At 71.7% G+C, this 25012-nt stretch carries 25 protein-coding genes; 10 read left to right on the forward strand and 15 right to left on the reverse strand.

Annotation, left to right across the window (positions count from 1 at the left end):
• Positions 1–96: 96 nt before the first annotated feature.
• Genes hisF through hisD form a run of 8 tightly spaced genes read right to left on the reverse strand, consistent with a single transcriptional unit; the run spans position 97 to position 5906 of the window.
• Positions 97–852: an imidazole glycerol phosphate synthase subunit HisF gene (gene hisF, locus CP978_RS09915; protein WP_043439514.1), complete on the reverse strand. Its 756-nt coding sequence runs from the start codon at positions 850–852 to the stop codon at positions 97–99.
• Positions 849–1280, reverse strand: a complete 432-nt coding sequence (locus CP978_RS09920) for a RidA family protein (protein WP_043439517.1) — start codon at positions 1278–1280, stop codon at positions 849–851. The genes hisF and CP978_RS09920 overlap by 4 nt, the downstream gene beginning before the upstream one ends.
• Before the next feature lie 25 nt (positions 1281–1305).
• Complete coding sequence (gene priA / locus CP978_RS09925; RefSeq protein ID WP_043439519.1) at positions 1306–2037, reverse strand: bifunctional 1-(5-phosphoribosyl)-5-((5-phosphoribosylamino)methylideneamino)imidazole-4-carboxamide isomerase/phosphoribosylanthranilate isomerase PriA; 732 nt, start codon at positions 2035–2037, stop codon at positions 1306–1308.
• Between the two features lie 3 nt (positions 2038–2040).
• A complete protein-coding gene (gene hisH, locus CP978_RS09930; RefSeq protein WP_043439520.1) occupies positions 2041–2688 on the reverse strand; it encodes an imidazole glycerol phosphate synthase subunit HisH in 648 nt (215 codons plus the stop codon).
• Complete coding sequence (locus tag CP978_RS34810) at positions 2679–2843, reverse strand: hypothetical protein (RefSeq protein WP_043439521.1); 165 nt, start codon at positions 2841–2843, stop codon at positions 2679–2681. Before CP978_RS34810 ends, hisH begins: the two co-directional genes overlap by 10 nt.
• Complete coding sequence (gene hisB, locus CP978_RS09935; protein WP_043439522.1) at positions 2840–3433, reverse strand: imidazoleglycerol-phosphate dehydratase HisB; 594 nt, start codon at positions 3431–3433, stop codon at positions 2840–2842. The genes CP978_RS34810 and hisB overlap by 4 nt, the downstream gene beginning before the upstream one ends.
• Positions 3430–4566, reverse strand: a complete 1137-nt coding sequence (locus tag CP978_RS09940) for a histidinol-phosphate transaminase (protein WP_043439524.1) — start codon at positions 4564–4566, stop codon at positions 3430–3432. Before CP978_RS09940 ends, hisB begins: the two co-directional genes overlap by 4 nt.
• Positions 4563–5906 carry a histidinol dehydrogenase gene (gene hisD, locus CP978_RS09945; RefSeq protein ID WP_043439525.1) on the reverse strand — a complete coding sequence of 448 codons (1344 nt, stop codon included), beginning with the start codon at positions 5904–5906 and terminating at the stop codon, positions 4563–4565. Before hisD ends, CP978_RS09940 begins: the two co-directional genes overlap by 4 nt.
• Before the next feature lie 762 nt (positions 5907–6668).
• Between hisD and CP978_RS09950 the strand changes: the two genes are divergently transcribed.
• The 5 genes from CP978_RS09950 (at position 6669) to CP978_RS36515 (ending at position 10791) form a co-directional block, all read left to right on the forward strand.
• Positions 6669–8249 (forward strand): hypothetical protein, encoded by a 1581-nt coding sequence (locus CP978_RS09950; protein ID WP_043439527.1) that lies wholly within the window; start codon positions 6669–6671, stop codon positions 8247–8249.
• 109 nt (positions 8250–8358) lie between these two features.
• Positions 8359–9396, forward strand: a complete 1038-nt coding sequence (locus tag CP978_RS09955; RefSeq protein WP_052454545.1) for a hypothetical protein — start codon at positions 8359–8361, stop codon at positions 9394–9396.
• A gap of 11 nt (positions 9397–9407) precedes the next feature.
• Positions 9408–10148, forward strand: coding sequence for an LON peptidase substrate-binding domain-containing protein (locus CP978_RS09960; protein ID WP_043448346.1), 741 nt, complete (start codon positions 9408–9410; stop codon positions 10146–10148).
• 28 nt (positions 10149–10176) lie between these two features.
• On the forward strand, positions 10177–10677 hold the full coding sequence (gene ybaK, locus CP978_RS09965; protein WP_043448348.1) for a Cys-tRNA(Pro) deacylase: 501 nt from the start codon (positions 10177–10179) through the stop codon (positions 10675–10677).
• Between the two features lie 39 nt (positions 10678–10716).
• Positions 10717–10791 (forward strand): hypothetical protein, encoded by a 75-nt coding sequence (locus tag CP978_RS36515; protein WP_479725624.1) that lies wholly within the window; start codon positions 10717–10719, stop codon positions 10789–10791.
• A gap of 94 nt (positions 10792–10885) precedes the next feature.
• On the opposite strand, the gene CP978_RS09970 is transcribed toward CP978_RS36515, so the two are convergent.
• The 4 genes from CP978_RS09970 to CP978_RS09985 form a co-directional block, all read right to left on the reverse strand.
• The gene (locus CP978_RS09970) at positions 10886–11578 is read right to left on the reverse strand and encodes an AAA family ATPase (protein ID WP_079162504.1); all 693 of its coding nucleotides are present in this window, start codon (positions 11576–11578) and stop codon (positions 10886–10888) included.
• Positions 11579–11612: 34 nt separating this feature from the next.
• A complete protein-coding gene (locus tag CP978_RS09975) occupies positions 11613–12431 on the reverse strand; it encodes an ABC transporter permease (RefSeq protein WP_043439531.1) in 819 nt (272 codons plus the stop codon).
• Between the two features lie 103 nt (positions 12432–12534).
• Positions 12535–13506 (reverse strand): ABC transporter ATP-binding protein, encoded by a 972-nt coding sequence (locus CP978_RS09980; RefSeq protein WP_043439534.1) that lies wholly within the window; start codon positions 13504–13506, stop codon positions 12535–12537.
• A 174-nt stretch (positions 13507–13680) separates the two neighbouring features.
• A complete protein-coding gene (locus CP978_RS09985; RefSeq protein ID WP_043448349.1) occupies positions 13681–14895 on the reverse strand; it encodes an NYN domain-containing protein in 1215 nt (404 codons plus the stop codon).
• A gap of 222 nt (positions 14896–15117) precedes the next feature.
• Here CP978_RS09985 and CP978_RS09990 point away from each other — a divergent pair, with 222 nt between their 5' ends.
• A complete protein-coding gene (locus CP978_RS09990) occupies positions 15118–15294 on the forward strand; it encodes a hypothetical protein (protein ID WP_167748029.1) in 177 nt (58 codons plus the stop codon).
• Between the two features lie 92 nt (positions 15295–15386).
• Here the strand turns inward: CP978_RS09990 and dnaE are convergent, their stop codons facing one another.
• Positions 15387–18926, reverse strand: a complete 3540-nt coding sequence (dnaE, locus tag CP978_RS09995) for a DNA polymerase III subunit alpha (protein ID WP_043448351.1) — start codon at positions 18924–18926, stop codon at positions 15387–15389.
• A gap of 323 nt (positions 18927–19249) precedes the next feature.
• Here dnaE and CP978_RS10000 point away from each other — a divergent pair, with 323 nt between their 5' ends.
• The 3 genes from CP978_RS10000 (at position 19250) to CP978_RS10010 (ending at position 22264) form a co-directional block, all read left to right on the forward strand.
• A complete protein-coding gene (locus CP978_RS10000; RefSeq protein WP_052454070.1) occupies positions 19250–20629 on the forward strand; it encodes a DUF2252 domain-containing protein in 1380 nt (459 codons plus the stop codon).
• Positions 20630–20667: 38 nt separating this feature from the next.
• A complete protein-coding gene (locus CP978_RS10005; RefSeq protein WP_043439537.1) occupies positions 20668–21354 on the forward strand; it encodes a hypothetical protein in 687 nt (228 codons plus the stop codon).
• A 91-nt stretch (positions 21355–21445) separates the two neighbouring features.
• Positions 21446–22264, forward strand: a complete 819-nt coding sequence (locus tag CP978_RS10010; protein WP_043439539.1) for a thioredoxin domain-containing protein — start codon at positions 21446–21448, stop codon at positions 22262–22264.
• A gap of 108 nt (positions 22265–22372) precedes the next feature.
• Here the strand turns inward: CP978_RS10010 and CP978_RS10015 are convergent, their stop codons facing one another.
• Positions 22373–22942, reverse strand: coding sequence for a dienelactone hydrolase family protein (locus CP978_RS10015; RefSeq protein WP_043439540.1), 570 nt, complete (start codon positions 22940–22942; stop codon positions 22373–22375).
• Between the two features lie 104 nt (positions 22943–23046).
• Here CP978_RS10015 and CP978_RS10020 point away from each other — a divergent pair, with 104 nt between their 5' ends.
• The gene (locus CP978_RS10020; RefSeq protein ID WP_043439541.1) at positions 23047–24162 is read left to right on the forward strand and encodes a mechanosensitive ion channel family protein; all 1116 of its coding nucleotides are present in this window, start codon (positions 23047–23049) and stop codon (positions 24160–24162) included.
• Between the two features lie 12 nt (positions 24163–24174).
• Here CP978_RS10020 and CP978_RS10025 read toward each other — a convergent pair whose 3' ends face one another.
• Complete coding sequence (locus tag CP978_RS10025; RefSeq protein ID WP_043448355.1) at positions 24175–24915, reverse strand: SDR family NAD(P)-dependent oxidoreductase; 741 nt, start codon at positions 24913–24915, stop codon at positions 24175–24177.
• Between the last annotated feature and the right edge of the window lie 97 nt (positions 24916–25012).

Below are 25012 nucleotides of genomic sequence, written 5' to 3' on the forward strand. Positions count from 1 at the left end.
GCCTTGCGCTTCTGGCTCCGCGGGGAAAAAGGGCCCGGCCCCGGTCATCTGGTGACCGGGGCCGGGAAAGAGGGGCGAGGCGTGCCGGACGCCGGGTCAGCGCACCGGGTGGCCGGCGGCCCTCAAGGTCTCCTTGACCTGGCCGATCCGCAGCTCCCCGAAGTGGAACACGGAGGCCGCCAGCACCGCGTCCGCGCCCGCGGCGACGGCCGGCGGGAAGTCGTCCGGCTTGCCGGCTCCCCCGGACGCGATCACGGGAACGGTCACATGCTTGCGCACCGCCGCGATCATCTCCAGGTCGTAGCCGTCCTTGGTGCCGTCCGCGTCCATCGAGTTGAGCAGGATCTCGCCCGCGCCCAGCTCCGCGGCCCGGTGCGCCCACTCGACCGCGTCGATGCCGGTCCCCTGCCGCCCACCGTGGGTGGTCACCTCGAAGCTCCCGGACGAGGTGCGGCGCGCGTCCACCGACAGCACCAGCACCTGCCGCCCGAACCGCTCGGCGATCTCCTGGATCAGCTCCGGGCGGGCGATCGCCGCCGTGTTGACGCCGACCTTGTCGGCACCCGCCCGCAGCAGCCGGTCCACGTCCTCGGCGGTACGGACGCCGCCGCCGACCGTCAGCGGGATGAACACCTGCTCGGCGGTGCGGCGCACCACGTCGTAGGTCGTCTCACGGTTGCCCGAGGACGCGGTGATGTCCAGGAAGGTCAGCTCGTCGGCGCCCTCGGCGTCGTACACCTTGGCCATCTCGACGGGGTCGCCCGCGTCGCGCAGGTTCTGGAAGTTGACGCCCTTGACGACTCGGCCGCCGTCCACGTCCAGGCAGGGAATGACTCGGACCGCCAGGGTCATGAATCCACGGCTCCTTCACGTGCTTCCGGCCCGACCGGGCCCCGGAAGGCTTCGAGTTCCACTTCGACCAGGATGCGCGGGTCGACGAACCCCTCCACCACCAGCAGGGTGGCGGCCGGACGCACCGAGTCGAACAGTTCCTTGTGGGCACGGCCCACCTCGTCGACGTCCCGCAGATGCGCCAGGTACATCCGGGTGCGGATCACCGATTCGACGCCGAGCCCGAACTCGCCGAGCGCCTCGACGGCGCCGGTGAAGGCCACCCTGGCCTGCTCATAGGGGTCACCCTCGCCGTACAGCACACGGCCCCGGAAGGACGAGGTGCCCGCCACCAGAACACGGTCGCCCGCCGCGACGGCGCGCGCGAAACCGAAGGACTCCTCCCAGGGACTTCCGCTCTGCACCCGCCGCACGGCCTCGGACGTCATGACACCAGGTCCTTCCGCATGACCTTCACGAGGTGGCCTCCAGGGCCTCTTCGAGGGTGAACGCCTTCGCGTACAGGGCCTTCCCGACGATGGCGCCCTCGACACCGAGCGGGACCAGCCCGGCGATCGCCCGCAGGTCGTCCAGGGAGGACACACCGCCGGAGGCCACGACCGGGCGGTCGGTGGCAGCGCAGACGTTCTTCAGCAGCTCCAGGTTCGGGCCCTGGAGCGTGCCGTCCTTGGCGATGTCGGTGACCACGTACCGCGCGCAGCCCTCCTTGTCGAGGCGCTCCAGCGTCTCGTAGAGGTCCCCGCCGTCGCGGGTCCAGCCGCGGCCGCGCAGGGTGGTGCCGCGCACGTCGAGGCCGACCGCGATCCGCTCGCCGTGCCCGGCGATGATCCGGGCGACCCACTCGGGGGTCTCCAGGGCGGCGGTGCCGATGTTGACGCGGGCGCAGCCGGTGGCGAGGGCGGCGGCCAGGGTGTCGTCGTCCCGGATGCCGCCGGACAGCTCCACCTTGACGTTCAGCTCCGCCATGCGCTCGGCGACCCCGGCGATCAGTGCGCGGTTGTCACCGGTACCGAACGCGGCGTCCAGGTCGACCAGATGCAGCCACTCGGCCCCCGACCGCTGCCAGGCGAGGGCGGCCTCCAGCGGCGAGCCGTAGGAGGTCTCCGTGCCGGACTCGCCGTGCACCAGGCGGACGGCCTGGCCGTCGCGGACGTCGACGGCGGGGAGGAGTTCGAGCTTGGCCATGGTCTACAGGGTTCCGATCCAGTTGGTGAGCAGCTGGGCTCCGGCGTCGCCGGACTTCTCGGGGTGGAACTGGGTGGCCCACAGGGGGCCGTTCTCCACGGCCGCCACGAACGGCTTGCCATGGGTCGACCAGCTCACCTTGGGCGCGTGCAGCAGGGGGTTGTTCGTCTCCAGCCGCCAGTCGTGGACGGCGTAGGAGTGCACGAAGTAGTACCGCGCGTCCGCGTCGAGACCGGCGAACAGCTCGGTGCCGGCCGGTGCCTCGACGGTGTTCCAGCCCATATGGGGCACGACGTCGGCCTGGAGCGGCTCGACGGTGCCGGGCCACTCGTCCAGGCCCTCGCTCTCGACCCCGTGCTCGATGCCGCGGCTGAACAGGATCTGCATGCCGACGCAGATGCCCAGCACCGGGCGCTCCCCGGCCAGCCGGCGGCCGATGATCCAGTCGCCGCGGGCCTCACGCAGTCCCTCCATGCAGGCCGCGAAGGCGCCGACGCCCGGCACCAGCAGACCGTCGGCGTTCAGGGCCCGCTCGAAGTCCCGGGTGATCTCCACCTCGGCGCCGGCGCGGGCGAGGGCCCGCTCGGCGGAGCGGACGTTGCCGAAGCCGTAGTCGAGGACCACGACCTTCCTGGCGGTGCTCAATTCCACACCTCCAGCCGCATGACGCCCGCGACCAGACACATCGCCGCACCGATCGAGAGCAGCACGATCAGGCTCTTGGGCATCTTCTGCTTGATGAAGGAAATGATCCCGCCGGCGAAGAAGAGGCCGACGACGATCAGAGCGGTCGATGTGCCGTTCACAGCGCACCCTTCGTGGACGGGATGATGCCGGCGGCCCGCGGGTCCCGCTCGCTCGCATAGCGCAGGGCCCGCGCCAGCGCCTTGAACTGGCACTCCACGATGTGGTGCGCGTTGCGCCCGTAGGGCACATGCACATGTAGGGCGACCTGGGCCTGGGCGACGAAGGACTCCAGGATGTGCCGGGTCATCGTGGTGTCGTACGCGCCGATCATCGGCGCCATGTTCTCCGGCTCGGTGTGCACCAGGTAGGGGCGGCCGGACAGGTCCACGGTGACCTGGGCCAGCGACTCGTCCAGCGGGACGGTGCAGTTGCCGAAGCGGTAGATCCCCACCTTGTCGCCGAGCGCCTGTTTGAAGGCGGCGCCGAGCGCGAGGGCCGTGTCCTCGATGGTGTGGTGGGAGTCGATGTGCAGATCCCCCTCGGTCTTCACGGTCAGGTCGAACAGCCCGTGCCGGCCGATCTGGTCGAGCATGTGGTCGTAGAAACCGACGCCGGTCGCGATGTCGGTTCTGCCGGTGCCGTCGAGGTCGATCTCGACGACGACCGAGGTCTCCTTGGTGGTGCGTTCCACGCGGCCCACGCGGCTCATGCGCTCTGCTCCTTCGGGGGTGTGGGGATGTCCCCCACAAAACACTCGAGTTCACGTACCGCGTCGAGGAACGCGTCGTTCTCCTGCGGGGTGCCGGTGGACACCCGCAGCCATCCCGGTACGCCGTTGTCCCGGACCAGGACGCCCCGGTCGAGGATCTTCCGCCAGGCCTCATGGGCGTCGGCGAACCGTCCGAACTGCACGAAGTTCGCGTCCGACTCGATCACCTCGTAGCCGGTGGCGCGCAGCTCGGCGACCAGCCGGTCCCGCTCGGACTTCAGCTGCTCGACGTACTTCAGCAGGGTGTCGGTGTGCTCCAGGGCGGCCAGGGCCGTCGCCTGGGTGACCGCCGAGAGGTGGTACGGCAGCCGGACGAGCTGGACGGCGTCCACCACCGCCGGGTGCGCGGCGAGATAGCCCAGGCGCAGGCCGGCGGCGCCGAACGCCTTGGACATGGTCCGCGAGACCACGAGATGCGGGCGGCCCTCGATGAGCGGCAGCAGCGAGTCGCCGTGGCTGAACTCGACGTACGCCTCGTCCACGATCACCATGGACGGCTTGGCCGCCTGGGCGGCCTCGTAGAGGGCGAGGACCGTCTCGGGGGGCACGGCGTTGCCGGTGGGGTTGTTGGGGGTGGTGACGAAGACGACGTCCGGCCGGTGCTCGGCGATCGCCCGCCGCGCGGCGGCGAGGTCGATGGTGAAGTCCTCGTTCCGGGGGCCGGGGATCCAGCCCGTGCCGGTACCACGCGCGATCAGCGCATGCATCGAGTACGAGGGTTCGAAGCCGATCGCGGTGCGGCCCGGCCCGCCGAAGGTCTGCAGCAGCTGCTGGATGACCTCGTTGGAGCCGTTGGCCGCCCAGACGTTCTCGAGGCCGACCCGGTGCCCGCCGGTCCTGGTCAGATACTCGGCGAGCCGGGTGCGCAGCTCGACCGCGTCCCGGTCCGGGTAACGGTTGAGGTCGCGGGCGGCCTCGCGCACCCGCTCGGCGATCCGCTCGACCAGCGGCTCGGGCAGCGGGTAGGGATTCTCATTGGTGTTCAGCCGTACGGGGACGTCCAGCTGGGGCGCGCCGTAGGGGGACTTGCCGCGCAGCTCGTCCCGTACGGGGAGATCGTCGATGCGGGTCACTTGCCTCGGGGAACCTTCCAGCCGAACCGTGCCTTGATCGCGGCTCCGTGCGCGGGCAGGTCCTCCGCCTCCGCCAGCGTCACCACATGGTGCGCGACCTCGGCCAGCGCCTCCTCGGTGTAGTCCACGATGTGGATGCCGCGCAGGAAGGACTGGACGGACAGGCCCGAGGAGTGGCAGGCGCAGCCGCCGGTCGGGAGCACATGGTTGGAGCCGGCCGCGTAGTCGCCGAGCGAGACCGGGGCCCAGGGGCCGACGAAGATCGCGCCCGCGTTGCGCACCCGGTCGGCGACCGCGGCGGCGTCGGCGGTCTGGATCTCCAGGTGCTCGGCGCCATAGGCGTCGACCACCTTCAGGCCCTCTTCGAGGCCGTCGACCAGCACGATCGCGGACTGCCGGCCGGCCAGCGCCGGGCGGATCCGGTCCTCGACGTGCTTGCTCGCCGCGACCTGCGGCTCCAGCTCCTTGTGCACGGCGTCGGCCAGCCCGACGGAGTCGGTGACCAGCACTGCGGCGGCGAGGGGGTCGTGCTCGGCCTGGCTGATCAGGTCCGAGGCGACATGCACCGGGTCGGCGGTGTCGTCCGCGAGGATCGCGATCTCGGTGGGTCCCGCCTCGGTGTCGATGCCGATCCGGCCGGTGAAGTAGCGCTTGGCCGCGGCGACCCAGATGTTGCCGGGGCCGGTGACCATGGTGGCGGGGGCGCAGGACTCGGTGCCGTAGGCGAACATGGCGACCGCGCTCGCCCCGCCGGCCGAGTACACCTCGTCGACGCCCAGCAGCACGCAGGCGGCGAGGATCGTCGGGTGCGGCAGGCCGCCGGCCGGGTCGCCGTCGAAGGCGGGGCGCTGGGCCGGGGAGGCGAGGGCGATCGACTGGACGCCGGCCTCCTGGGCGGGCACCACGTTCATGATCACGGACGAGGGGTAGACGGAGCGTCCGCCGGGCGCGTACAGCCCGACGCGCTCCACCGGCACCCACTTCTCGGTGACGGAGCCGCCGGGCACCACCCGGGTGGTGTGCGTGGTGCGGCGCTGCTCGCGGTGGACGAGACGGGCGCGGCGGATGGACTCCTCCAGGGCCGCGCGCACCTCCGGGTCGAGCCCGTCGAGTGCCTTGGCCAGTGCCTCGGCCGGGACCCGCACCGAGTCCAGACGGACGCCGTCGAACTGCTCGGCGAACTCGATCAGCGCCGCGTCGCCACGATGATGCACGGCTTCGCAGATCGGACGCACCTTCTCCAGGGCGGCCGCAACGTCGAAGTCGGCTCGGGGCAGCAGGCCGCGCAGGGCGAGTCCCTCGGGGAGGGCGTCGCCGCGCAGATCGATTCGGGAGATCACGGGGCCAATTCTCTCAGACGGCGCCGGCTCGTCGGGCGGCCGTATCAGTGACTGATACGGAGCGTGGGCGGCCGCACGGATCGCGTGGCCACCCCACACCGGACCCCGGCCTGCCCCGTCTCCGGCCGACCACGGGCCACACGCCGAACTCGACACCCACGACGCCGCCGCCACGACCGCACCGGGACGGGCGTGTCGCCCCGGCCACCGGCGGCCGGGGCACGGGCGCGACGGTGTCCCCGACAGGGGGCGTTGTCGTCGGCTCGGGGCGTGAGCACGCCCGACCGGGACGGGCGGCAGCGGTTTCGGCTCGGCACGTGACGGCATGCCCGACCAGGCGGACGGCGGCACTTCAGCTCGGGGCGTGTCGGCGTGACGGACTGGGGGGGGCGAGCGGCGGCTGGCTCGGGGCGCGACGGCGCGCGACCGGGGCGAGCGGCGGCGGTTTCGGCTTGGTGCGTGACAGCGTCCCCGACAACGGGGCGGCTCCGTCGGCTCGGGGCGTGTCGGTGTGTCGGACCGGGGGCGGGCAGCGGCCGGTGCGGGGCGTGACGGCGTGCCCGACGGCACGGGCGGCGGCGGTTCCGCTCGGCGGCTCCCCGGCGGGGGGGCGGGCGACGGTCGGCTCGGGGCGTGACCGGGGGTGCGGTGGCCGGATTTCGTCGTTCGGTGCGGCGTGGGCGGAAGGCCGGGTTCACCGAGGGCGTTCGGCCCGTTGCGCAGCGGGCATCAGGGACGTACCGAACCCGCGAGGGAGGTGTCGTGACCGAGGGTGCCGGCATCCGCACCGGGAACCTGCCCGAGGACCTGACGGCCGCCGAGGCCGGGATGTGGCAGGCCTTCCGCAACGGCAGCGTCTACGACCTGCGCGACGGGGACGCCGACGTGGACGATCCGCACGGCACCGTCGCCTGGGGACCCGAACGCACCGTACGGGCGCGGATCGTGGCCTGGCTGCTCCTGGACGGGCCGCCCGCGCTGCCGGGGCGGGTCTCCGCGCTGAAGCTGGCCGGCGTGCTGATCAGCGGCACGCTGGATCTCGCGGGCGGCACGATCGTGCCCTACGTGGAACTCCAGGGCTGCCGGTTCGAGAAGGAGGTCCTGCTGCCCGAGGCCCGCTTCACGACCGTACGGCTGGTGGACTGCTCGGTGCCGCGGCTGGAGGCGGCACGGCTGCAGACGGAGGGCGATCTGCATCTGCCGCGCTGCCGCTTCCACGGCGGGGTGCGGCTCACCGACGCGCACATCGGCACCGATCTGCTGCTCAACCAGGCCGTCGTCCACCAGGACCGGCGCGGCCGCTCGATCACGGGCGACGGGCTGACCGTCGGACAGGACCTCCAGGCCGAGATGCTGGAGTCGTACGGCGAACTCAGCCTGCGCAGCGCCACCGTCGGCGTCTCGCTGAGCCTGCGCGGCGCCCGGCTGGTCAATCCGTACGCCCGGCCGGCGCTCAACGCCCCGCAGCTGACGGTCGAACGGACCCTGTATCTGACCCCGGCGGGCCTCGGCAATCCGCTCCTGACCAGCGGCGTCACCCCCGCGCGCGGAACGCGGATGCAGCGCTTCGAGTGCCGGGGCGGGATCCGGCTGGACGACGGGCGGTTCGGGGACGCGGTCGATCTGGAGCAGGCCCGGTTCGTCCTCGAGGACGACCAGGAGCTGTCCCTGCGCCGGGTCCAGACCCCCGAGCTGCGCTTCCTGGGCGAACGGCCCGAGCGCGGCAAGGTGGTCCTCTCCGGCGCCCGGATCGTGATCCTGGTCGACCGGTGGACCAGCTGGCCGGGCCCCGGCAATCTGCACATGGGCGGCTTCACCTACGAGAACCTCGTACCGCTGGACGCGTTTCCGCTGGCCCGACGCCTCGAGTGGGTGTCGGCGGCGACCGCCGAGTACAACCCGGAGCCGTACGAGCGGCTCGCGACCGTGCTGCGCAACTCCGGTGAGGACGTGGACGCCCGCGAGGTGCTGCTCGCCAAGCAGCGGCGCCGCCGGGAGACGCTGCCGCTCGCGGCCAAGCTGTGGGGGTACGCGCAGGACTGGACGGTCGCCTACGGCTATCGGCCGGGGCGCGCGGCGGTGTGGATGGCGGTGCTGTGGGCGGCGGCGTCGATCGCGTTCTCGCATGCCGGCCATCCACCGGTCAACAAGGACAGCCACCCCGAGTGGAACTCCTCCCTCTTCGCCCTGGACCTGCTGCTGCCGGTCGTGGACCTCGGCCAGGCGGGCCAGTGGCAGCTGAGCGACGCCTGGCAGTGGCTGTCGACGGCGATGATCCTGGTGGGCTGGATCCTGGCGACCACGGTGGCCGCGGGAGCGACCCGGCTGCTGCGTCGGCGCTGACCACAGAACACCGACTTTGCCCACTCTTGACCATCGACGGTACAACCAAGCACGGATGTGGCATACCGGCTGGCGTGTCCCCGACCAGCGGCTTTCAATGGTCGGCACCATGGCAATGCTGCGCGTGTTCATCCGCAGGGCACGGATGAGCCGTCACCCCCTCCACCTCCCCGCGGGGCTCCCCGCGGACGACGAGGTCCTGCTCGACGCGCCCGACGAGCCTCTCGCCCCCGCCCTGGTCGCGGCGGGCCGCGGTGACCACGGCCCGGCGTCCGCGCTGCTCGCGGCCACCCGGAAGGCGGCCGACTGGGAGGACCGCGACCGCTATGTGACGCGGCTGGCGGCCTTCGCCCGCGCGCGCCACGAGTGGCTCGCGCGCTGGTGCGCCGCCGCCCCGGACGATCCGGACGCGCTGCTGGTGCGGGCGGAGCTGGCTCTCCTCCACGCCTGGGAGTCACCCGCCCGTGCCGAACTCCTGCACCGGGCGGCCCCGTTGATCGCGGCGGCCACCGGGGGCGACCCGCTCGACCCGGTGCCCTGGCGGGTGGCGCTCGACCAGGCCCGCGGCACCGGCGCGGGCCACCGTGTGTTCGAGCGGCTGTGGGGCGAGGCGGTGCGCCGCTCCCCGCACCACTACGGCTGCCATGTGGCCGCCCTGCACTACCTCTCCTCCGCCTGGCACGGCTCGCACCGCGAGTGCTTCGACTTCGCCGAGACCGCCGCGCAGGACACTCCGCACGGCTCCCTGATGCAGGCGCTGCCGCTGCGCGCGGCCTTCGCGTATCTGACGGACGGTGGCGGGGCCGTGGTGGGCCGCGACCGGCTGGACGCGGCCGCGGACCGGGCGATCGCGCTGTCGTCCCGCCACCCGGCGGCCGACCCCCGGCCCGCGGAGGTGCGCAATCTGCTCGCCTATGTGCTGGCCGCACTGGAGCGCCGGGAGGACGCGCTCACCCAACTGCGCCTGATCGGCCCCTATGTCACCTCGTTCCCCTGGGACCGTGCCGGCGACGATCCCCTCGGCGGATTCCTGGAGCTGCGGGACCGGATCGGGCGGGAGGTGACGTCCGCGTGGCGCCTGCCGCCGACGGGTCCGCCGCGGCCTCGCTTCGAGCGCACCGGACGCATGCGCTCCGGAGGCTATTAGGCTTGCCGGACGTGACCACCGCCCGACTGCCGCTCTTTCCGCTGAACTCGGTGCTGTTCCCGGGGCTCGTACTCCCGCTGAACATCTTCGAGGAGCGCTATCGCGCCATGATGCGCGATCTCCTGAAGACCCCCGAGGACGAACCGCGCCGGTTCGCCGTCGTCGCGATCCGCGACGGACACGAGGTGGCGCCCAGCGCTCCGGGCATGCCGGACCCGACGGCGCTGCCCGCGCAGGGCCCCGCCGCGGGCTTCGGCCCCGATCCGGCCACGGCGTTCCACGGGGTGGGCTGTGTGGCGGACGCGGCGACGATCCGGGAGCGGGCCGACGGCGCGTTCGAGGTGCTGGCCACGGGCACCACACGGGTCCGGGTGCGCTCGGTGGACTCCTCGGGTCCGTATCTGACGGCCGAGTTGGAGGAGTTGCCGGAGGAACCGGGCGACGAGGCGGGGGCACTGGCCGAGGGCGTGCTGCGGGCGTTCCGCCAGTACCAGAAGCGGCTGGCGGGCGCGCGGGAGCGGTCGCTGGCCGCGGGCACCGAGCTGCCCGACGAACCGGCGGTGGTGTCATATCTGGTGGCGGCCGCGGTGATGCTGGACACGCCCACCAGACAGCGGCTGCTCCAGGCCCCGGACACCTCCTCCCGGCTCCGTGACGAGCTGGCGCTGCTTCGCTCGGAGACCGCGATCATCCGTAGTCTGCCGTCGTTGCCCGCGTCGGACCTGACGCGGGGTCCGACGAGCCTCAACTGACACACGAGCCATGGGGGAGCAGGACCGGATGGCGAAGAAATCGAAGAAGCAGCAGTCGGGGGGCACCCCGGCCACGGTGGCGCTGACGAGCGCCGGGGTGGAGTTCACGGTCCACTCCTACGACCACGATCCGTCACACCCCTCCTACGGTGAGGAGGCCGCCGAGGCGATGGGCGTCTCCCCCGACCGGGTCTTCAAGACCCTGGTGGCGGACGTCGACGGGGCGCTGGTGGTCGGGGTCGTGCCGGTCGCGGGCTCGCTGGATCTGAAGGCGCTGGCCACGGCGGTGGGCGGCAAGCGGGCGGCGATGGCGGACCCGGCGCTGGCGGAGCGCACCACCGGCTATGTGCGGGGCGGCATCTCGCCCCTGGGCCAGCGCAAGAGGCTCCGTACGGTGCTCGACGCGTCGGCGTCCTCGCACCCCACGATCTGTGTCTCGGCGGGCCGCCGGGGCCTGGAGGTGGAGCTGGCCGCCGGCGACCTGGCCCGTCTCACGGAGGCGACGCTGGCGCCGATCGCGCGCGCCTGACCACTCGACGAACGCTCCGTCCTGAGTTAGTACGGAAATATGTCGAAGAGGACGCGCAAGCGCCTGTGGCGCAAGAAGAAGGGCCGTGCCAATCACGGCCACCGCCCGGCGTGACCCTCACGCCTCGATCCCGGCGCCGGACGGCCCCTCGGCTGCTCCGGCGCCCGCACACCCGTACGGGGTCAGAGGCCGCCCCGCGCGCGACGGCTCACGCCGGCGGCGGCGCGACCGGTTCGTACACCGTGATGTACGGGTCCGGGTCACGCGGACCGAACAGCGCCGTGAGCCCGAGGTGCACCAGCAACGCGGCCACCGGCCAGGCCAGCAGCGCCCCCTTCGCCCCCAGCTTCAGGGGTGCGGAGAAGGTCACGCCCTTGCCCACGGCCCGGGCGTGCGCGATCACATTCTGTGTGGGCCCGAGCCAGACCCCGACACGCCAGGCGAGCAGCGATCCGAGCAGCCCGCCCAGCAGCAGCCCCAGCACCAGCGGGACCCCGCCCCGCCTGCGCAGCAGAAAGACGGCCAGCCCGCTGAGCACACCGAACCCGAGCGCGAGAAGGGTGAACGTTCCGTCCACGCCGATGGCCTGCTCACCCTCGGTGTCCTTCAGATAGACGACCCAGTTCTGGTCGACCACGTCCGCCACCAGCGGCACCCTCGGCGCCAGCCACTGCCACACCACCCCGAGCAGCGCTCCGGCGATCGCGACGCCCACCATGACCAGGGCCGCCTCCCGCACCTCGGTCTTCATCCCGGGCCCGTCCACCCCGTACAAGGAGGTGGCACCGTGCGGAGCGGGCCCGTGCACCGCGGGAGCGGGGAGAGCCTGCCATGCGTCGCCCTGCGAGGAGTGCGGCGACTGTTCATGCGGCGGCGGAGGCGGAGTCAACGGAGCGGTCACCTTCACATCCTGCCAGTCGAGCGGGTCCAGAGCGTCATCGGACGGCCGCCCGTCGGTACGCCCAGGCGGCCACGGCCAGCGAGGCCGCACCGACGGCCGCGCACACCCCCAGGTCGCCGAGCACGGACATCCAGTCCGGGTGCTCCCCGAAGGTCTTCGCGAACGCCTCGACACCATAGGTGGAGGGCAGCAGATCCCGGGCGAACCGCACGCCCTCCGGCATCCTGTGGGCCGGGAGCACCCCCAGCAGCAGCGCCGCCGACATGCCCAGCTGTCCGAGCAGGGTGGCCAGTTCGGGCCGCGGCGCGAGCAGTCCGAGGGCGGCGCCGAGCCCGGCCAGCGCGGCCCCGGCGAGCGGGATCACGGCCGCCAGCACCCACAGATGGGAGAGCGGCAGCCCGAACAGCACACATCCGAAGACGGCGGTCACCACCGTCCCGGGCACGGTGAAGGACGCATAGGCCCCCGCCGCCCCCAGCACAACCGCGGCCGCGGGCACCGGCAGGGTGGCGTAGTGGTCGAGCCCGCCACTGCCGCGCAGCTGGCCGAAGTACTGCGCCAGCAGGTTCAGCCCGACATAGGCGACCACCAGGACGGACGAGCCGGCCACCACGGACCGGGCGTCGGCACCGCCGCTCACCACGCCGCGCATCATGATCATGATGCCGATCGACTGGAAGGTCGCCACGAACAGCAGCGGGATCCGTGCCACCCGCGCCCGGGACAGCTGCGCCCGGTACACGGCGGCGAGCGACGGCCACAGCCGCGCCTTCGGGCCGAGGGCGGCCCGGTCCGCCACACCGTCGTCCGCCGCCCCGGCGCCGGGCAGAACCCCGGCGGGTACGACACTCACGTCGTGCTGCTCCTCTTCGTCCCTGCCGTCGGCCCGCCCCGCACGGACACGGCGCCTCCTGCGTCGCCCCCGGGCTCCTCCACAAGCCCGGTGCCTCGCGCCGTCATGCCTTCACCAGCCCCTGGGTGCTGCCGCCGAGCGCCAGATAGACGTCCTCCAGGCTGGGGGTGGCCAGGGTGAAGTCGTCGAGAGCGGCGAAGGCGGCACCGCCGGTCACGGTGGCGACGGCGGCGCGTGCCTCCTCGGGGCCCATCCGCAGCGACCAGCGGCGCCCGGACTCCACGGCCCGGGCGCGCAGCGCCGCGACCTCGGGGACCTCCAGCGGTGCCCGCTCACGCCACACCAGTTCGACCCGTACCTCGCCCGCGACCCGTTCCTTGAGCCCGGCGGGGGTGTCACAGGCGATCACACGCCCCCGGTCGAGGACGGCGACCCGGTCGAGGACGGTCTCCGCCTCGATGACGTTGTGGGTGACCAGCAGCACGGTCGTCCCGCGCTCGGCCCGCCGCCGGTCCACCGCGGCCCACACGGCCCGCCGCGCGACCGGGTCCATCCCGGTGGTCGGCTCGTCCAGCACCAGCAGCGGCCGCTCCCCCACCAGCGCGGCCGCGACACAGGCGAGCCGGCGCTGACCGCCGGAGAGCCTTCTGAGCGGCCGTGCGGCGATCGGGGTGAGCCCCAGTTCGTCGAGGACGGCGTCCCTCTCCTCGCGCGCCTGCCGCAGACCGAGGCCGCGCAGCCGCCCGGTGGTCTCTGCGGCGAGGGAGACGGTCAGCTCGTCGAGGGCGGTGGACTCCTGCCCCAGATAGGCCAGGATCCGGGCGGCCCGTTCGGGATGGCGCACGATGTCGTGCCCGTGGATCTCCACGCTGCCCCGGTCGGGCCGCATCAGCCCGGTGAGCTGGCGTACCAGGGTGGACTTGCCGGCCCCGTTGGGGCCCAGCAGCCCGAAGATCTCACCCCGTCGGATGTCCAGCCGTACGTCGTCGGTGGCCCGCACCTCGGGCGTCCCGGGCGTACCACGCCGGCCTCGCACCGCCGGATAGGTCTTGGTCAGCCCGCGCACGGCGCACACGACGCGCCCACCCTGCGGTTGTGCCTGTGCGGTGCGCGTATTCACAAGGGACGAGGGTACGGGAGGCCGCCCGCCGGGCGGCTCCCGGGGCCCGGCCGGCCCCCGCCGGCCCACGGCACCGCGCGGGGCTCTTCCGCCCGACCGGGGTCCCCCGGTCGGGCGATGCCCGAGCTGTCAGTTTCCCACCGGGGTGTGCGGTGTCGCCGTCCGCTGGTCGATCTCGCGCCAGAATCCGGCCCGGATCGCATAGCGGTCCTGCTCGTCGATCTGGTCGTCCTTGTGCGCGAGCAGCCCGAAGCGCGCGGCGTAACGCAGCAGTTCCCCGTCGATGCGGTGCGGCACCCGTGGATACATGCCCGACAGCCGCTGCAAGTGCGCGGGATCGGTGAGCCGGCCGGTCCAGCGCCGTGCGAACACCTCCCCCACCTCGTAGGGGTCGCCGCCGACCGTGGTGATGTCCTCCTCCCGGTCGGCCCACCGCTGCTCCGCGGTGGTCAACTGCGCCAGCGTCGGCAGCGAGGCGGCCTCCGTGGTCTCGGCCGCGACGGGCCGGTCGACCCAGCCCTTGTCGGAGGACCACCGCAGCGTCGCCCCGGCGGGCTGGTGCACGGACTGCGCCCCGGGGGCCCGTAGCGCCGCCACGTCCTTCGGTGTCGGTACGCCCTTGGGGGCCTGCCCCCGCTCCTGGGGCCCACCCCGTGCGACGGCGCCCGGGACCTGCTCCGGCTCCGCGGCGGGCACATCGGTCGCGGCCGGGAGCGACGGCTCGGGCAGCGGCGCCGACAGGATCGCGGCGATCTCCGGCCGGGGCACCGGCGGGGGCGCGCACACCCCGCCCGGCTCCTTGGCGCGGACGGCCTGGGTGATCCACGTCCGGTCCAGCACCCGCCGCTCGTCGGCCTCGGCCACCAGGTCCTCGGACTGGTTGTAGTCGCCGTCCGCGGCCTGCACGGCCCACAGATGCACGGCGACCCCGTGCTCCTTGGCGGCCATCATGCCCGGCAGCAGGTCCCCGTCCCCGGTGACCAGCACCACGTCCGAGCAGGCCCGGTTGCGGGCCAGTTCGGTCAGTTCGGCGTGCATCGCGGCGTCGACGCCCTTCTGCGCCCACCGCCCGTCGCTGCGGGTCAGCGCGCCCAGCCGCACGGTCACCCGGGGCATCACCCGCAGCCGCCGGTGCTCCGGCTGCGGCACCCGGTCGGGGGCGCCGTCGAACCAGTAGATGCGCAGCAGCGGCCGTTCGGTGTCCGCCTCGGCGCGCTCGCGCAGCCCCTGGACGAGGGCGGTGTGGTCGACGGTGATCCGGGACCGCGAAGGCTCCCCGGCGAGCAGACTGGCGGCTGCCCCGAGCAGGTACCCGGCGTCCACCAGGACGATGCAGCGGTCCACGCGATCCACCCTCTTCCCGGGAGGTTTGCTTCGGGCTTCCTTCGAGTCTGCCCGACCGCGGGGAGGTTAACGGCCCGGACTCGATCTTCGGCGTGGCGAGGCACCGTACAGCCCTCCCACTGCCTTTGTCACGCAACGTGATTGCACGAAATGCGTTCTTTATCAGCCTATGTGAATCTGGTCCCGGCCCTGGCCCCTAGATCCCCCACAGGAGGCATCACCATGGCCAAGAACAAGAACCGCAAGCAGCAGGGCAGCTCGCAGAACCGCTCCGCGCAGCCCGAAGAGGCGCAGGAGCAGCGGACCGCACAGGAGACGCACCAGTCCCCGATGCCGCAGTCCCAGGGCGGCTCTTCCGGTGCTGCTCGTAGACAGCAGAAGCGTTTCGGCCACAACTGAGGCCCGTACCAGGCTCCTTGAGCCCGGGTACGCACCGAGGGGCGCACCCGCATGGTGGGTGCGCCCCTCGCGTGATCGTCGTCCGCGCGTGCTCAGCCGGCCAGGCAGGACGGGCCGAGCAGGACCTTCAGGTCGCCGTAGAGCGCGGGGTCCGGCTTGACCCGGTGCCGGTCCAGCCGGAGCACGGTGGTCCTGCTCGGCCCCTGGAGCTTGATCCGCACCTCGCTGTCGCCCTTGTGCTGGCTGAGGATCTCACCGAGACGGCTCACCATCGGCGGGGTGACCTTCATCGCCGGGATGGTGAGCACCACCGGCGCGTTGGTGCCCGCGGCCGAGAGGTCCGGCACCTGAAGCTCCATGGCGACCAGCCGCGGCACGTCCTCCCGCTTGTCGAGGCGGCCCTTGACGAACACCACCGCGTCCTCGACGAGTTGGGTCGACACCAACTGGTAGGTCGCCGGGAAGAACATGCACTCGATCGAGCCCGCGAGGTCCTCGACGGTGGCGATCGCCCAGGCGTTGCCCTGCTTGGTCATCTTGCGCTGGAGGCCCGAGATGATGCCGCCGATGGTGACCACCGCGCCGTCCGCGTGCTCACCGCCGGTGAGCTGGGAGATGCCCGCGTCGGCCTTGTCGGACAGGACATGCTCCAGCCCGAAGAGCGGATGGTCGGAGACATACAGACCGAGCATCTCCCGCTCCTGGGCGAGCAGATAGGTCTTGTCCCACTCCTCGTCGGTGAAGACGACGTCGAGGCCGAAGCCGGGCTCGCTGTTCTCCTCCTCGCCCATGCCGCCGAAGAGGTCGAACTGCCCCTCGGCCTCCTTGCGCTTGACCGCGACCACATTGTCGATCATCGGTTCGTACTGCGCGGTGAGGCCCTTGCGGGTGTGCCCCATCTCGTCGAAGGCGCCGGCCTTGATCAGCGATTCGGTGGTGCGCTTGTTGCAGACCACCGCCTCGACCTTGTCGAGGTAGTCGGGGAAGGAGGCGTACTTCCCCTTGGCCTTGCGGGACTTGATGATCGACTCGACGACGTTGGTACCGACGTTGCGCACCGCGGAGAGCCCGAAGAGGATCACGTCGTCGCCCTGGGCGGCGAAGTTGGACTGGGACTCGTTGACGTTGGGCGGGAGCACCCGGATGCCCATGCGGCGGCACTCGTTGAGGTAGACCGCCGACTTGTCCTTGTCGTCCTTGACCGAGGTGAGCAGTCCGGCCATGTACTCGGCGGGGTGGTTGGCCTTCAGATAGGCGGTCCAGTACGACACCAGGCCGTACGCGGCCGAGTGGGCCTTGTTGAACGCGTAGCCGGCGAAGGGGACCAGCACGTCCCACAGGGCCTGGATGGCCTCGTCGCTGTAGCCGTTCTTCTGGGCACCGGCCTGGAAGATGGTGAAGTTCTTCGCCAGCTCCTCGGGCTTCTTCTTGCCCATCACGCGGCGGAGGATGTCGGCCTCGCCGAGCGAGTAGCCCGCGATGATCTGGGCGGCCTTCTGCACCTGCTCCTGGTAGACGATCAGGCCGTAGGTGACCGCGAGGACCTCCTCGAGGGGCTCCTCGAGCTCCTTGTGGATCGGCGTGATCTCCTGGAGCTTGTTCTTGCGCAGCGCGTAGTTGGTGTGCGAGTCCATGCCCATCGGGCCGGGACGGTAGAGCGCCGACACGGCCGAGATGTCTTCGAAGTTGTCGGGCTTCATCAGGCGCAGCAGCGAGCGCATGGGGCCGCCGTCGAACTGGAACACACCGAGTGTGTCGCCGCGCTGGAGCAGTTCGAAGGTCTTGGGGTCGTCCAGCGGGAGGCTGAGGAGATCGATGTCGATCCCCTTGTTGGACTTCACCATCTTGACGGCGTCATCCATGATCGTCAGGTTGCGCAGGCCGAGGAAGTCCATCTTCAGCAGGCCGAGCGACTCGCAGCTCGGGTAGTCCCACTGCGTGATGGTCACGCCGTCGGTGTGCCGGACCCAGACGGGCACATGCTCGGTGATGGTCTCGCTGGACATGATCACGCCGGCGGCATGCACGCCCATCTGCCGGACCAGGCCCTCGACGCCCTTGGCGGTGTCGATGACCTTCTTCACGTCCGGCTCGTTCTCGTACATCCCCCGGATCTCGCCCGCCTCGTTGTAGCGCGGGTGCGAGGGGTTGGTGATGCCGTCCAGATCGATGCCCTTGCCGAGGACATCGGCGGGCATCGCCTTGGTGAGCCGGTCGCCCATCGCGTACGGGTAGCCCAGCACACGCGCGGAGTCCTTGATCGCGTTCTTGGCCTTGATCTTGCCGTACGTGCCGATCATGGCGACCTTGTCGGCGCCGTACTTCTCCGTCACATACCTGATCACCTCGACGCGCCTGCGCTCGTCGAAGTCGATGTCGACGTCGGGCATCGAGATGCGCTCGGGGTTGAGGAACCGCTCGAAGATCAGGCCGTGCGGGATCGGATCGAGGTCGGTGATGCCCATGGCGTAGGCGACGATCGAGCCGGCCGCGGAGCCGCGGCCGGGACCGACCGCGATGCCGTTGTTCTTGGCCCACATGATGAAGTCGGCGACCACCAGGAAGTAGCCGGGGAAGCCCATCGAGATGATGACGTCCATCTCGTACTCGGCCTGCTTCTGGCGGTCCTCGGGGATGCCGCCGGGGAAGCGGCGCTCCATGCCGCGGCGGACCTCCTCCTTGAACCAGGTGATCTCCGTGTAGCCGTCGGGGATGTCGAACTTCGGCATCAGGTTCTTCTCGACGAACATGCCCGTGGTGTCGACCATCTCGGCGACGAGGAGCGTGTTGGCGCAGCCCTCCTGCCAGGCGTCCGAGGAGTCGATGGCGTACATCTCCTCGGTGGACTTCAGGTAGTAGCCGGTGCCGTCGAACTTGAAGCGGTCCGGGTCGGAGAGGTTCTTGCCGGTCTGGATGCACAGCAGGGCGTCATGGGCGGTCGCCTCGTGCGCGTAGGTGTAGTGCGAGTCATTGGTGACCAGCGGCGGGATGCCCAGCTTCCGGCCGATCTCCAGCAGTCCGTCGCGGACCTTGCGCTCGATGTCGATGCCGTGGTCCATCAGCTCCAGGAAGTAGCGGTCCTTGCCGAAGATGTCCTGGTAGTCGGCGGCCGCCTTCAGGGCCTCGTCGTACTGGCCGAGACGCAGCCGGGTCTGGAGCTCCCCGGACGGGCAGCCGGTGGAGGCGACGATGCCCTCGGACCACTGGGCGATCGTCTCCTTGTCCATCCGGGGCCACTTCTGGAGCCAGCCCTCGGCGTAGGCGTCCGAGGAGAGACGGAAGATGTTGTGCAGCCCGGTGCTGTTCACCGCCCACATCGTCTTGTGGGTGTAACCGCCGGAACCGGAGACGTCGTCCCGCTTCTGGTGCGGCTGGCCCCACTGGATCTTGCGCTTGTTGCGCCGGGACTCGGGGGCGACATACGCCTCGATCCCGATGATCGGGGTGACCCCGGCCTTCTTCGCGGTATGGAAGAAGTCGTACGCCCCGTGCAGGTTGCCGTGGTCGGACATGGCGATGTGCGTCATGCCCATCTCGTTGCAGGCGTTGAACATGTCCTTCAGCCGCGCGGCACCGTCCAGCAGCGAGTACTGGGTGTGGACGTGCAGGTGCGTGAACGGCGGCTTGGACACGGTTGCGGCCTCCATGGGCGAGTGGGCGGGGTGCCCGGCGCCTCCTCGAGAGGCGGGCGCCGAGGGGGGTCCGGAGGGCTGCGCGCAGCCCGGGGGACAGCGTCGAAGTCTATGCCCCCGGCACGGTCGGACGCCCGGACACCATGCCTTTGAGACACGTCCGGGAAGGAGCGGCCGGGTGACGGAGGGACGGACCGGGGACGCCCCCGGCGCCCGTGTCTCCGTACGGGCCCCCCGGGCACTCCCGCGTACCGTCGTCCGTTGGAACAGCACGGAAGATCGTTCCACTCTGACGCACCACCTGCACCTGGAGGCACCCAGCGATGTCGGTTCCGCAGCTCAGCGCCGAGCAACGCGGCCAGGAGATCCTCTCCGTCCTCGACACCGGCTTCGGCGAACTGCTCGCCGCCGACCCGGCCGCGGTCCTCGTGACGTTCCGCAGGATGGCCGCCTCCGCCTCCGCGTTCTACCGGGGCACGCCGTGCCTCTTCTTCCACGACCTGGCCGGCGAGAAGCGCGGCGGTCCCTATCTGGACGACCGCACCTCGCGGGTGTGGATCCACGGCGACCTGCATGTGGAGAGCTTCGGCACCTCCATGGACGCCACGGGCCGGCTGGTCTTCCGGGCGACCGGCTTCGACGAGGCCTATGTGGGCCCCTTCACCTGGGACCTGAAGCGCTTCGCCGCCTCGCTGGCGCTGCTCGGATACGAGAAGGCGCTCAGCGACGAACAGATCGGCGAGCTGGTCGGCCTCTATGCGACGGCGTACCGCGAGCGCATCCATGCGCTGGCGACCGGCGCCAAGAGCGACGAGGTGCCTCCCTTCACCCTGGACACCGCCCAGGGCCCGCTCCTGGACACGCTGCGCGACGCCCGCTCGGGGACCCGCTCCGGGCTGCTGGACTCCCTGACCGAGATCCGTGACTTCGAACGCCGCTTCGCCCCGGGCGGCGGCTCCGTGGAGCTGGACGCGGCGGGCCGCTACAAGGTGCTCGCGGCCTTCGACGGCTATCTGGAGACGCTGCCCGAGTCGTCCCTGACCCGCCCGGACTCCTACCGCGTCAAGGACGTCGTCGGCCGCCGAGGCATCGCTCTCGACTCCGCGGGCCTGCCCTCGTACGACATCCTCCTCGAAGGTCCCAGCGACGCCCTGGAGGACGATGTGGTGATCTCCATCAGACGGGCCAGGACCCCGGCCGTCTCCCGGCACATCACCGATGCGGCGATCCGCGACCGCTTCCAGCACCAGGGCCACCGCACGGTGGTCTCCCAGCGCGCCCTCCAGGCGCACGCCGACCCCTGGCTGGGCTGGACCGAGCTGGACGGCTCGGGCCAACTGGTGGCCGAGGTCTCGCCGTACGCCGTCGACCTGGACTGGAGCGACATCGACGACCCGGAGGAGATCGCGGCGGTCGTCGCCGACCTGGGCCGCGCCACGGCCGCGATGCACGCGGCGGCGGAGGACCGGTCCGGCGAGTCCCTGGTCCCCTTCTCCACCGAGCGGGCCATCGACGCGGCGATCGCCGCCGACGAGGACGGCTTCGCGGAGGTGCTGGTGGACTTCGCCCACGCCTACGGGGCCCGGGCGCGCGCCGATCACCGGATCTTCGTGGATCTGTTCCGTTCCGGACGGATCCCCGGCCTCCGGTCCGTCCCCGACCGCGCTCCCACAACGTTCCCGTCACACCTGGCGACCCTTTAAGGGCCCCTTACGGGAGCGCATGGGACACTCTCCACGCCATGGACATATCCGGGACCCAGCTCAGAGCCGTACGCGCGGCGCTGTTCACGGCGCTGGTCGTGACGCTCAGCACCGCGTCGCATGTGCTGCTGTCCGAGGTCCCGCTGCCGATGGGGACGGTGGCCGCGGTGGCCGCCGCCGTCTTCGTCGTCGCCTATGCGCTGGCCGACGGCGAGCGCGGCTTCGGCAGGATCGCCGTCCTGCTGGTTCCGCTGGAGCTGGCGGCGGACACGGTGTTCACCACGGGCCAGCACGCCTGTTACGGCGCGGCCGGCGGCCCGGTGGCCGGTCCGCTGCGCTCGGTCGGCCTGGACGTCCTGTGCAGCGGCGGCGGTGTGGGCACCCCGCTCGCCCGGGCCGCCGGCACCGACACCGACCGGGTCGCGGTGCTCCTGACGCACGCCGGCCCCTCGACCGCCTGGCTGCTGCTGGCCGCCCATGTGAGCGTGGGGCTCCTCGCCGCCGCCTGGCTGCGCCGCGGCGAGCGGGCACTGGCCCAGCTGCTGCGCGCGGTGGCCGCGACCACCTTCCGGCCGCTGCTGGTGGCGGTCGCCGCGGTGACGGTGCGGATCGCTCCGGTGCGCCGGGCCCCGCGCCCGGTCCCTCATGTCATCGCCTCCCGCACCCGCCTGTTGGTGCACTCCCTGGGGCGGCGGGGTCCGCCGTGCTCGCCGGCCTTCGGCTGAGGATCGCCTTCGGCCGAAGACGCGCCCTTTGAGCACGGACCCCCTTCACCCCCGCGCACCACGTGTGCGTGCGTCCCCATGGAGATCACCCATGAGCAAGCGGAACAACCAGGTCTCGAAGACGGCAGCCCGTGAGCGGCTGCGTCTGGAACGCGAGCGGCAGGCCAAGCGCGACAAGGTCAAGCGGCAGCTGGTGGTCGCCGGTTCGGTCGTGGCCGCCCTCGCCATAGCCGGCGGCATCGGCTACGCCGTCGTGCAGAACAACAAGCCGGACCACTGGGAGGCCGCCAAGAGCGACAAGGTCGTCGCCCCGGCCCACACCACGGGCAAGGACGGCACCACCGTCGTCATCGGCGAGAGCAGCGCCAAGAAGACCCTCAAGGTCTACGAGGACCTGCGCTGCCCGATCTGCGCCCAGTTCGAGCAGGTGGTCGGCCCCAGCGTGAAGAAGGACATCGACGACGGCAAGTTCAACCTCCAGTTCGTCGGCGGCACGTTCATCGACACCAACACCCGGGGCGAGGGCTCCAGGACGGCGCTGAGCGCCCTGGGCGCCGCGCTGAACGTCAGCCCGGAGGCGTTCCTCGACTACAAGGGCGCGCTGTACTCGGCCAAGTGGCACCCCGAGGAGACCGAGGACACCTTCAAGGACACCGCCTACCTGATCAAGGTCGCCGACACGGTTCCCGCCCTCAAGAAGAACGCCTCGTTCCAGAAGGACGTGAAGAACGGCACCTATGACGCCTGGGCGATGGCGATGTCGAAGGCCTTCGACACCAACAAGGACGATGTCACGGGCACCCCGAGCCTGGTCATGGACGGCAAGAAGGTGACCGCGCCCGGCAGCCAGAACGCACCGATGTCGGTGGACGAGTACACCGCGGCCATCGACGCGGCGCTCAAGGCCTGATCCCGGCGGGCGGGCGCCCTAGGCGACCGCCCGCCATCGGCCACCGGCCACCGGAGCGGGCGAACGTGGATGCGTTCGCCCGCTCTTGCCCGGTATCCGTGCGACCGGCTACAGGCTGTCGAGGAAGCCGAGCGCCACCCGCCAGGTCGCCTCGGCCGCCTCCTCGTCGTAGTCCGGCAGCTCGGGGTCGGTGTAGAGGTGCCCGGCTCCCGGGTACCGGTAGACCTCCACATCCGCGCCCGCTCTGCCCATCTGCAGATACCAGGCGCTCAGCCAGTCGTCCGGCTCGAACGGGTCCGGCTCGGCGACATGCAGCTGGACCGGCAGCCCGTCCACCGAGGCGTTCGAGGCGAGGTCCGAGGTGCCGTGCAGCAGCAGAAGTCCGCGCGCGTGCCGGTCGCCGAGCGCCAGGGTCTGCGCGGTGGCGGCGCCGAACGAGAACCCCGCATAGACCAGCCCGCGCCCCGAGTACGGCGCGGAGGCCAGAACGGCCCGTCTGAGCATCTCGTCCTTCCCGATCTCCTCCTTGAGCGCCCTGCCTTCCTCCACGGTCTCGAAGGTGCGGCCGTCGAACAGGTCGGGCGTCCACACCTCGTGCCCGGCGGCGCGCAGCCGGTCGGCGGCCGCCCGGACGGCGGGCCGCAGTCCGTATGTCGAGTGGAAGAGCATGATGTTCATGGGGCCATGGTGCCAGCCGGCACCGACAGCGCCGTGGGCAGCGGGTTCCCCGGGGGATCCAGGTCACATGTTCATGACGGCGTCAGCCGGTTACGTTCGAGGGCATGGAGAACGTCCTGCGCCCGGTGATCGTCGTCGGCGGCTCGGTCGTGCTCACCCTGGTCCTCGGGTGGGTCACGGACCTCCTGCTGCGCAAGGCGCATCAGCGGGACCCGGAGACGCCCCTGTGGCAGCTGCTTCGCCGTGGCCGTGTCCCCTATCAACTCGTCCTGTGCGCGGGCTTGTTGCGAGGCTCCTACGACCAGGCCCAGCTGATCGAGGCCCATCGGGTCGGCGTCGGACGGGCCCTGACGCTGGTGCTGATCGGCTCCACCGCCTGGACGGTGATCCATATCGCCTCCGCGGTCGTCGAGGCCTCGTACAGCCGCTATGCCCGCGCCCATCACGATCAGGCCCGGGTCCGGCGGGTGCGCACCCAGGTCTCGCTGATCACACGGGTGGTGGCAGCGGTCGTCGGCGTGGTCGCGGTGGCCGCCATGCTGCTGACGTTCCCCGCGATGCGGGCGGCCGGCGCCTCGCTGCTGGCCTCGGCCGGCATCCTCGGCATCGTCGCCGGTGTCGCCGCGCAGTCCACCCTCGGCAATCTCTTCGCCGGACTGCAGATCGCCTTCGGCGACATGGTGCGGCTCGGCGACACGGTCGTGGTGGACGGGGAATGGGGCACCATCGAGGAGATCACGCTGACGTTTCTGACGGTACGGACCTGGGACGAGCGCCGGATCACCATGCCGGTGTCGTACTTCACCTCGAAACCGTTCGAGAACTGGTCGCGCGGCAGCCCGCAGATGAGCGGCACCGTCTTCTTCCATCTCGACCACTCGGCGCCCCTGGGGGAGATGCGCGACAAGCTCCGCGACATCCTGCGTGAGTGCCCGGCGTGGGACGGCCGTGACTACACGCTCGCCGTCACCGACACCACGCCCAGCACCATGGAGGTGCGGGCGCTGGTGACCGCGAAGGACGCGAGCGACATCTGGACGGTCCGGGTCACGGTCCGCGAGCAGATGATCCGCTGGCTGGCCGAGGAGCACCCTTATGCGCTGCCGAGGGTCAACACGGCGGACGCGGCGCTGCCGGTGAACGGGAACGGGAACGGACAGCTGTCGCCCGACGGCGCGGCCCGCCGGCCGTTCCAGCCGCGGCGGGCGGGCCGGGGCTGAGCCGCCGGTCCTTCAGCGTTCCTGCTCCGCACCGCCGTCGACCCGGATGACCTGTGCGGTGATGTGTCGGGCTCCCGGGGAGGCCAGCCAGTGCAGGGTCTGGGCGATGTCTCCGGGAGTGCCGGCGCGGCCGGTCGAGGTCTCGGCGGCCGGCCGGTCGCGCCGCGCGGGGTCCGTCCCCGCACCGGGGAACCCGGTGTCCTCGACAGTGCCGGGGGCGACCACATTCACCGTGACCCCGCGCGGGCCCAGCTCCCGGGCCAGGTCGAAGGCGTACGGGTGCAGTGCGGCCTTGGACGCCCCGTACGCCCCGCTGCCCGAGCCGCGAAGGGCGGCGACGGAACTGAGGAACAGCACCCGCCCGCCGGGGGAGGCGAGCCGGTCGCGCACCGCCTCCGTCAGCAGGGCCGCGGTCAGCGTGTTGCGCCCGAAGGCGGCGGTCCAGGTCCGGGCGACGGCTTCCAGCCGGTCCTCGGCGCCGGTCGCGGGTGCCGGACCCATGGCCCCGCCCGCGGCGTTGACCAGGACGTCCACGGTGCCGAAGGTGTCGGCCACATGGCGGGCTACTCCGTGCACGGCGTGCGGATCGCTCAGGTCGGCCGCATGGGTGAGCGCTCCCGGCACCTCGGCCCGCTCCAGCACCTCCGCCCGCCGGCCGAGGAGCAGCACCCGGTCGCCGTCCGCGGCGAAGACCCGCGCCGTCGCGAGCCCGATGCCCGTACCGCCGCCGCTGATCACCACATTGCGCGCCATGATCCGCATCGTACAAAGGCGGCGGCCGGCGGGACGGTTGGCTCGGCGGGCCTTTCCGAGCGGGTGAACCGGCGGGCTCCCGGGCCTGTGGGAGGGA

Source organism: Streptomyces nodosus, assembly GCF_008704995.1.
In the GTDB taxonomy this organism is placed as follows: domain Bacteria; phylum Actinomycetota; class Actinomycetes; order Streptomycetales; family Streptomycetaceae; genus Streptomyces; species Streptomyces nodosus.

Coding starts and splice junctions, on each gene's coding strand:
- CP978_RS09955 (WP_052454545.1), top strand. CDS start 8,359: ATGGCAATGCTGCGCGTGTTCATCCGCAGGGCACGGATGAGCCGTCAC.
- hisF (WP_043439514.1), bottom strand. CDS start 852: ATGACCCTGGCGGTCCGAGTCATTCCCTGCCTGGACGTGGACGGCGGC.
- CP978_RS10010 (WP_043439539.1), top strand. CDS start 21,446: ATGAGCAAGCGGAACAACCAGGTCTCGAAGACGGCAGCCCGTGAGCGG.
- CP978_RS09920 (WP_043439517.1), bottom strand. CDS start 1,280: ATGACGTCCGAGGCCGTGCGGCGGGTGCAGAGCGGAAGTCCCTGGGAG.
- CP978_RS10015 (WP_043439540.1), bottom strand. CDS start 22,942: ATGAACATCATGCTCTTCCACTCGACATACGGACTGCGGCCCGCCGTC.
- CP978_RS10005 (WP_043439537.1), top strand. CDS start 20,668: ATGGACATATCCGGGACCCAGCTCAGAGCCGTACGCGCGGCGCTGTTC.
- hisB (WP_043439522.1), bottom strand. CDS start 3,433: ATGAGCCGCGTGGGCCGCGTGGAACGCACCACCAAGGAGACCTCGGTC.
- CP978_RS10020 (WP_043439541.1), top strand. CDS start 23,047: ATGGAGAACGTCCTGCGCCCGGTGATCGTCGTCGGCGGCTCGGTCGTG.
- CP978_RS10000 (WP_052454070.1), top strand. CDS start 19,250: ATGTCGGTTCCGCAGCTCAGCGCCGAGCAACGCGGCCAGGAGATCCTC.
- priA (WP_043439519.1), bottom strand. CDS start 2,037: ATGGCCAAGCTCGAACTCCTCCCCGCCGTCGACGTCCGCGACGGCCAG.
- ybaK (WP_043448348.1), top strand. CDS start 10,177: ATGGCGAAGAAATCGAAGAAGCAGCAGTCGGGGGGCACCCCGGCCACG.
- CP978_RS09990 (WP_167748029.1), top strand. CDS start 15,118: ATGGCCAAGAACAAGAACCGCAAGCAGCAGGGCAGCTCGCAGAACCGC.
- CP978_RS10025 (WP_043448355.1), bottom strand. CDS start 24,915: ATGGCGCGCAATGTGGTGATCAGCGGCGGCGGTACGGGCATCGGGCTC.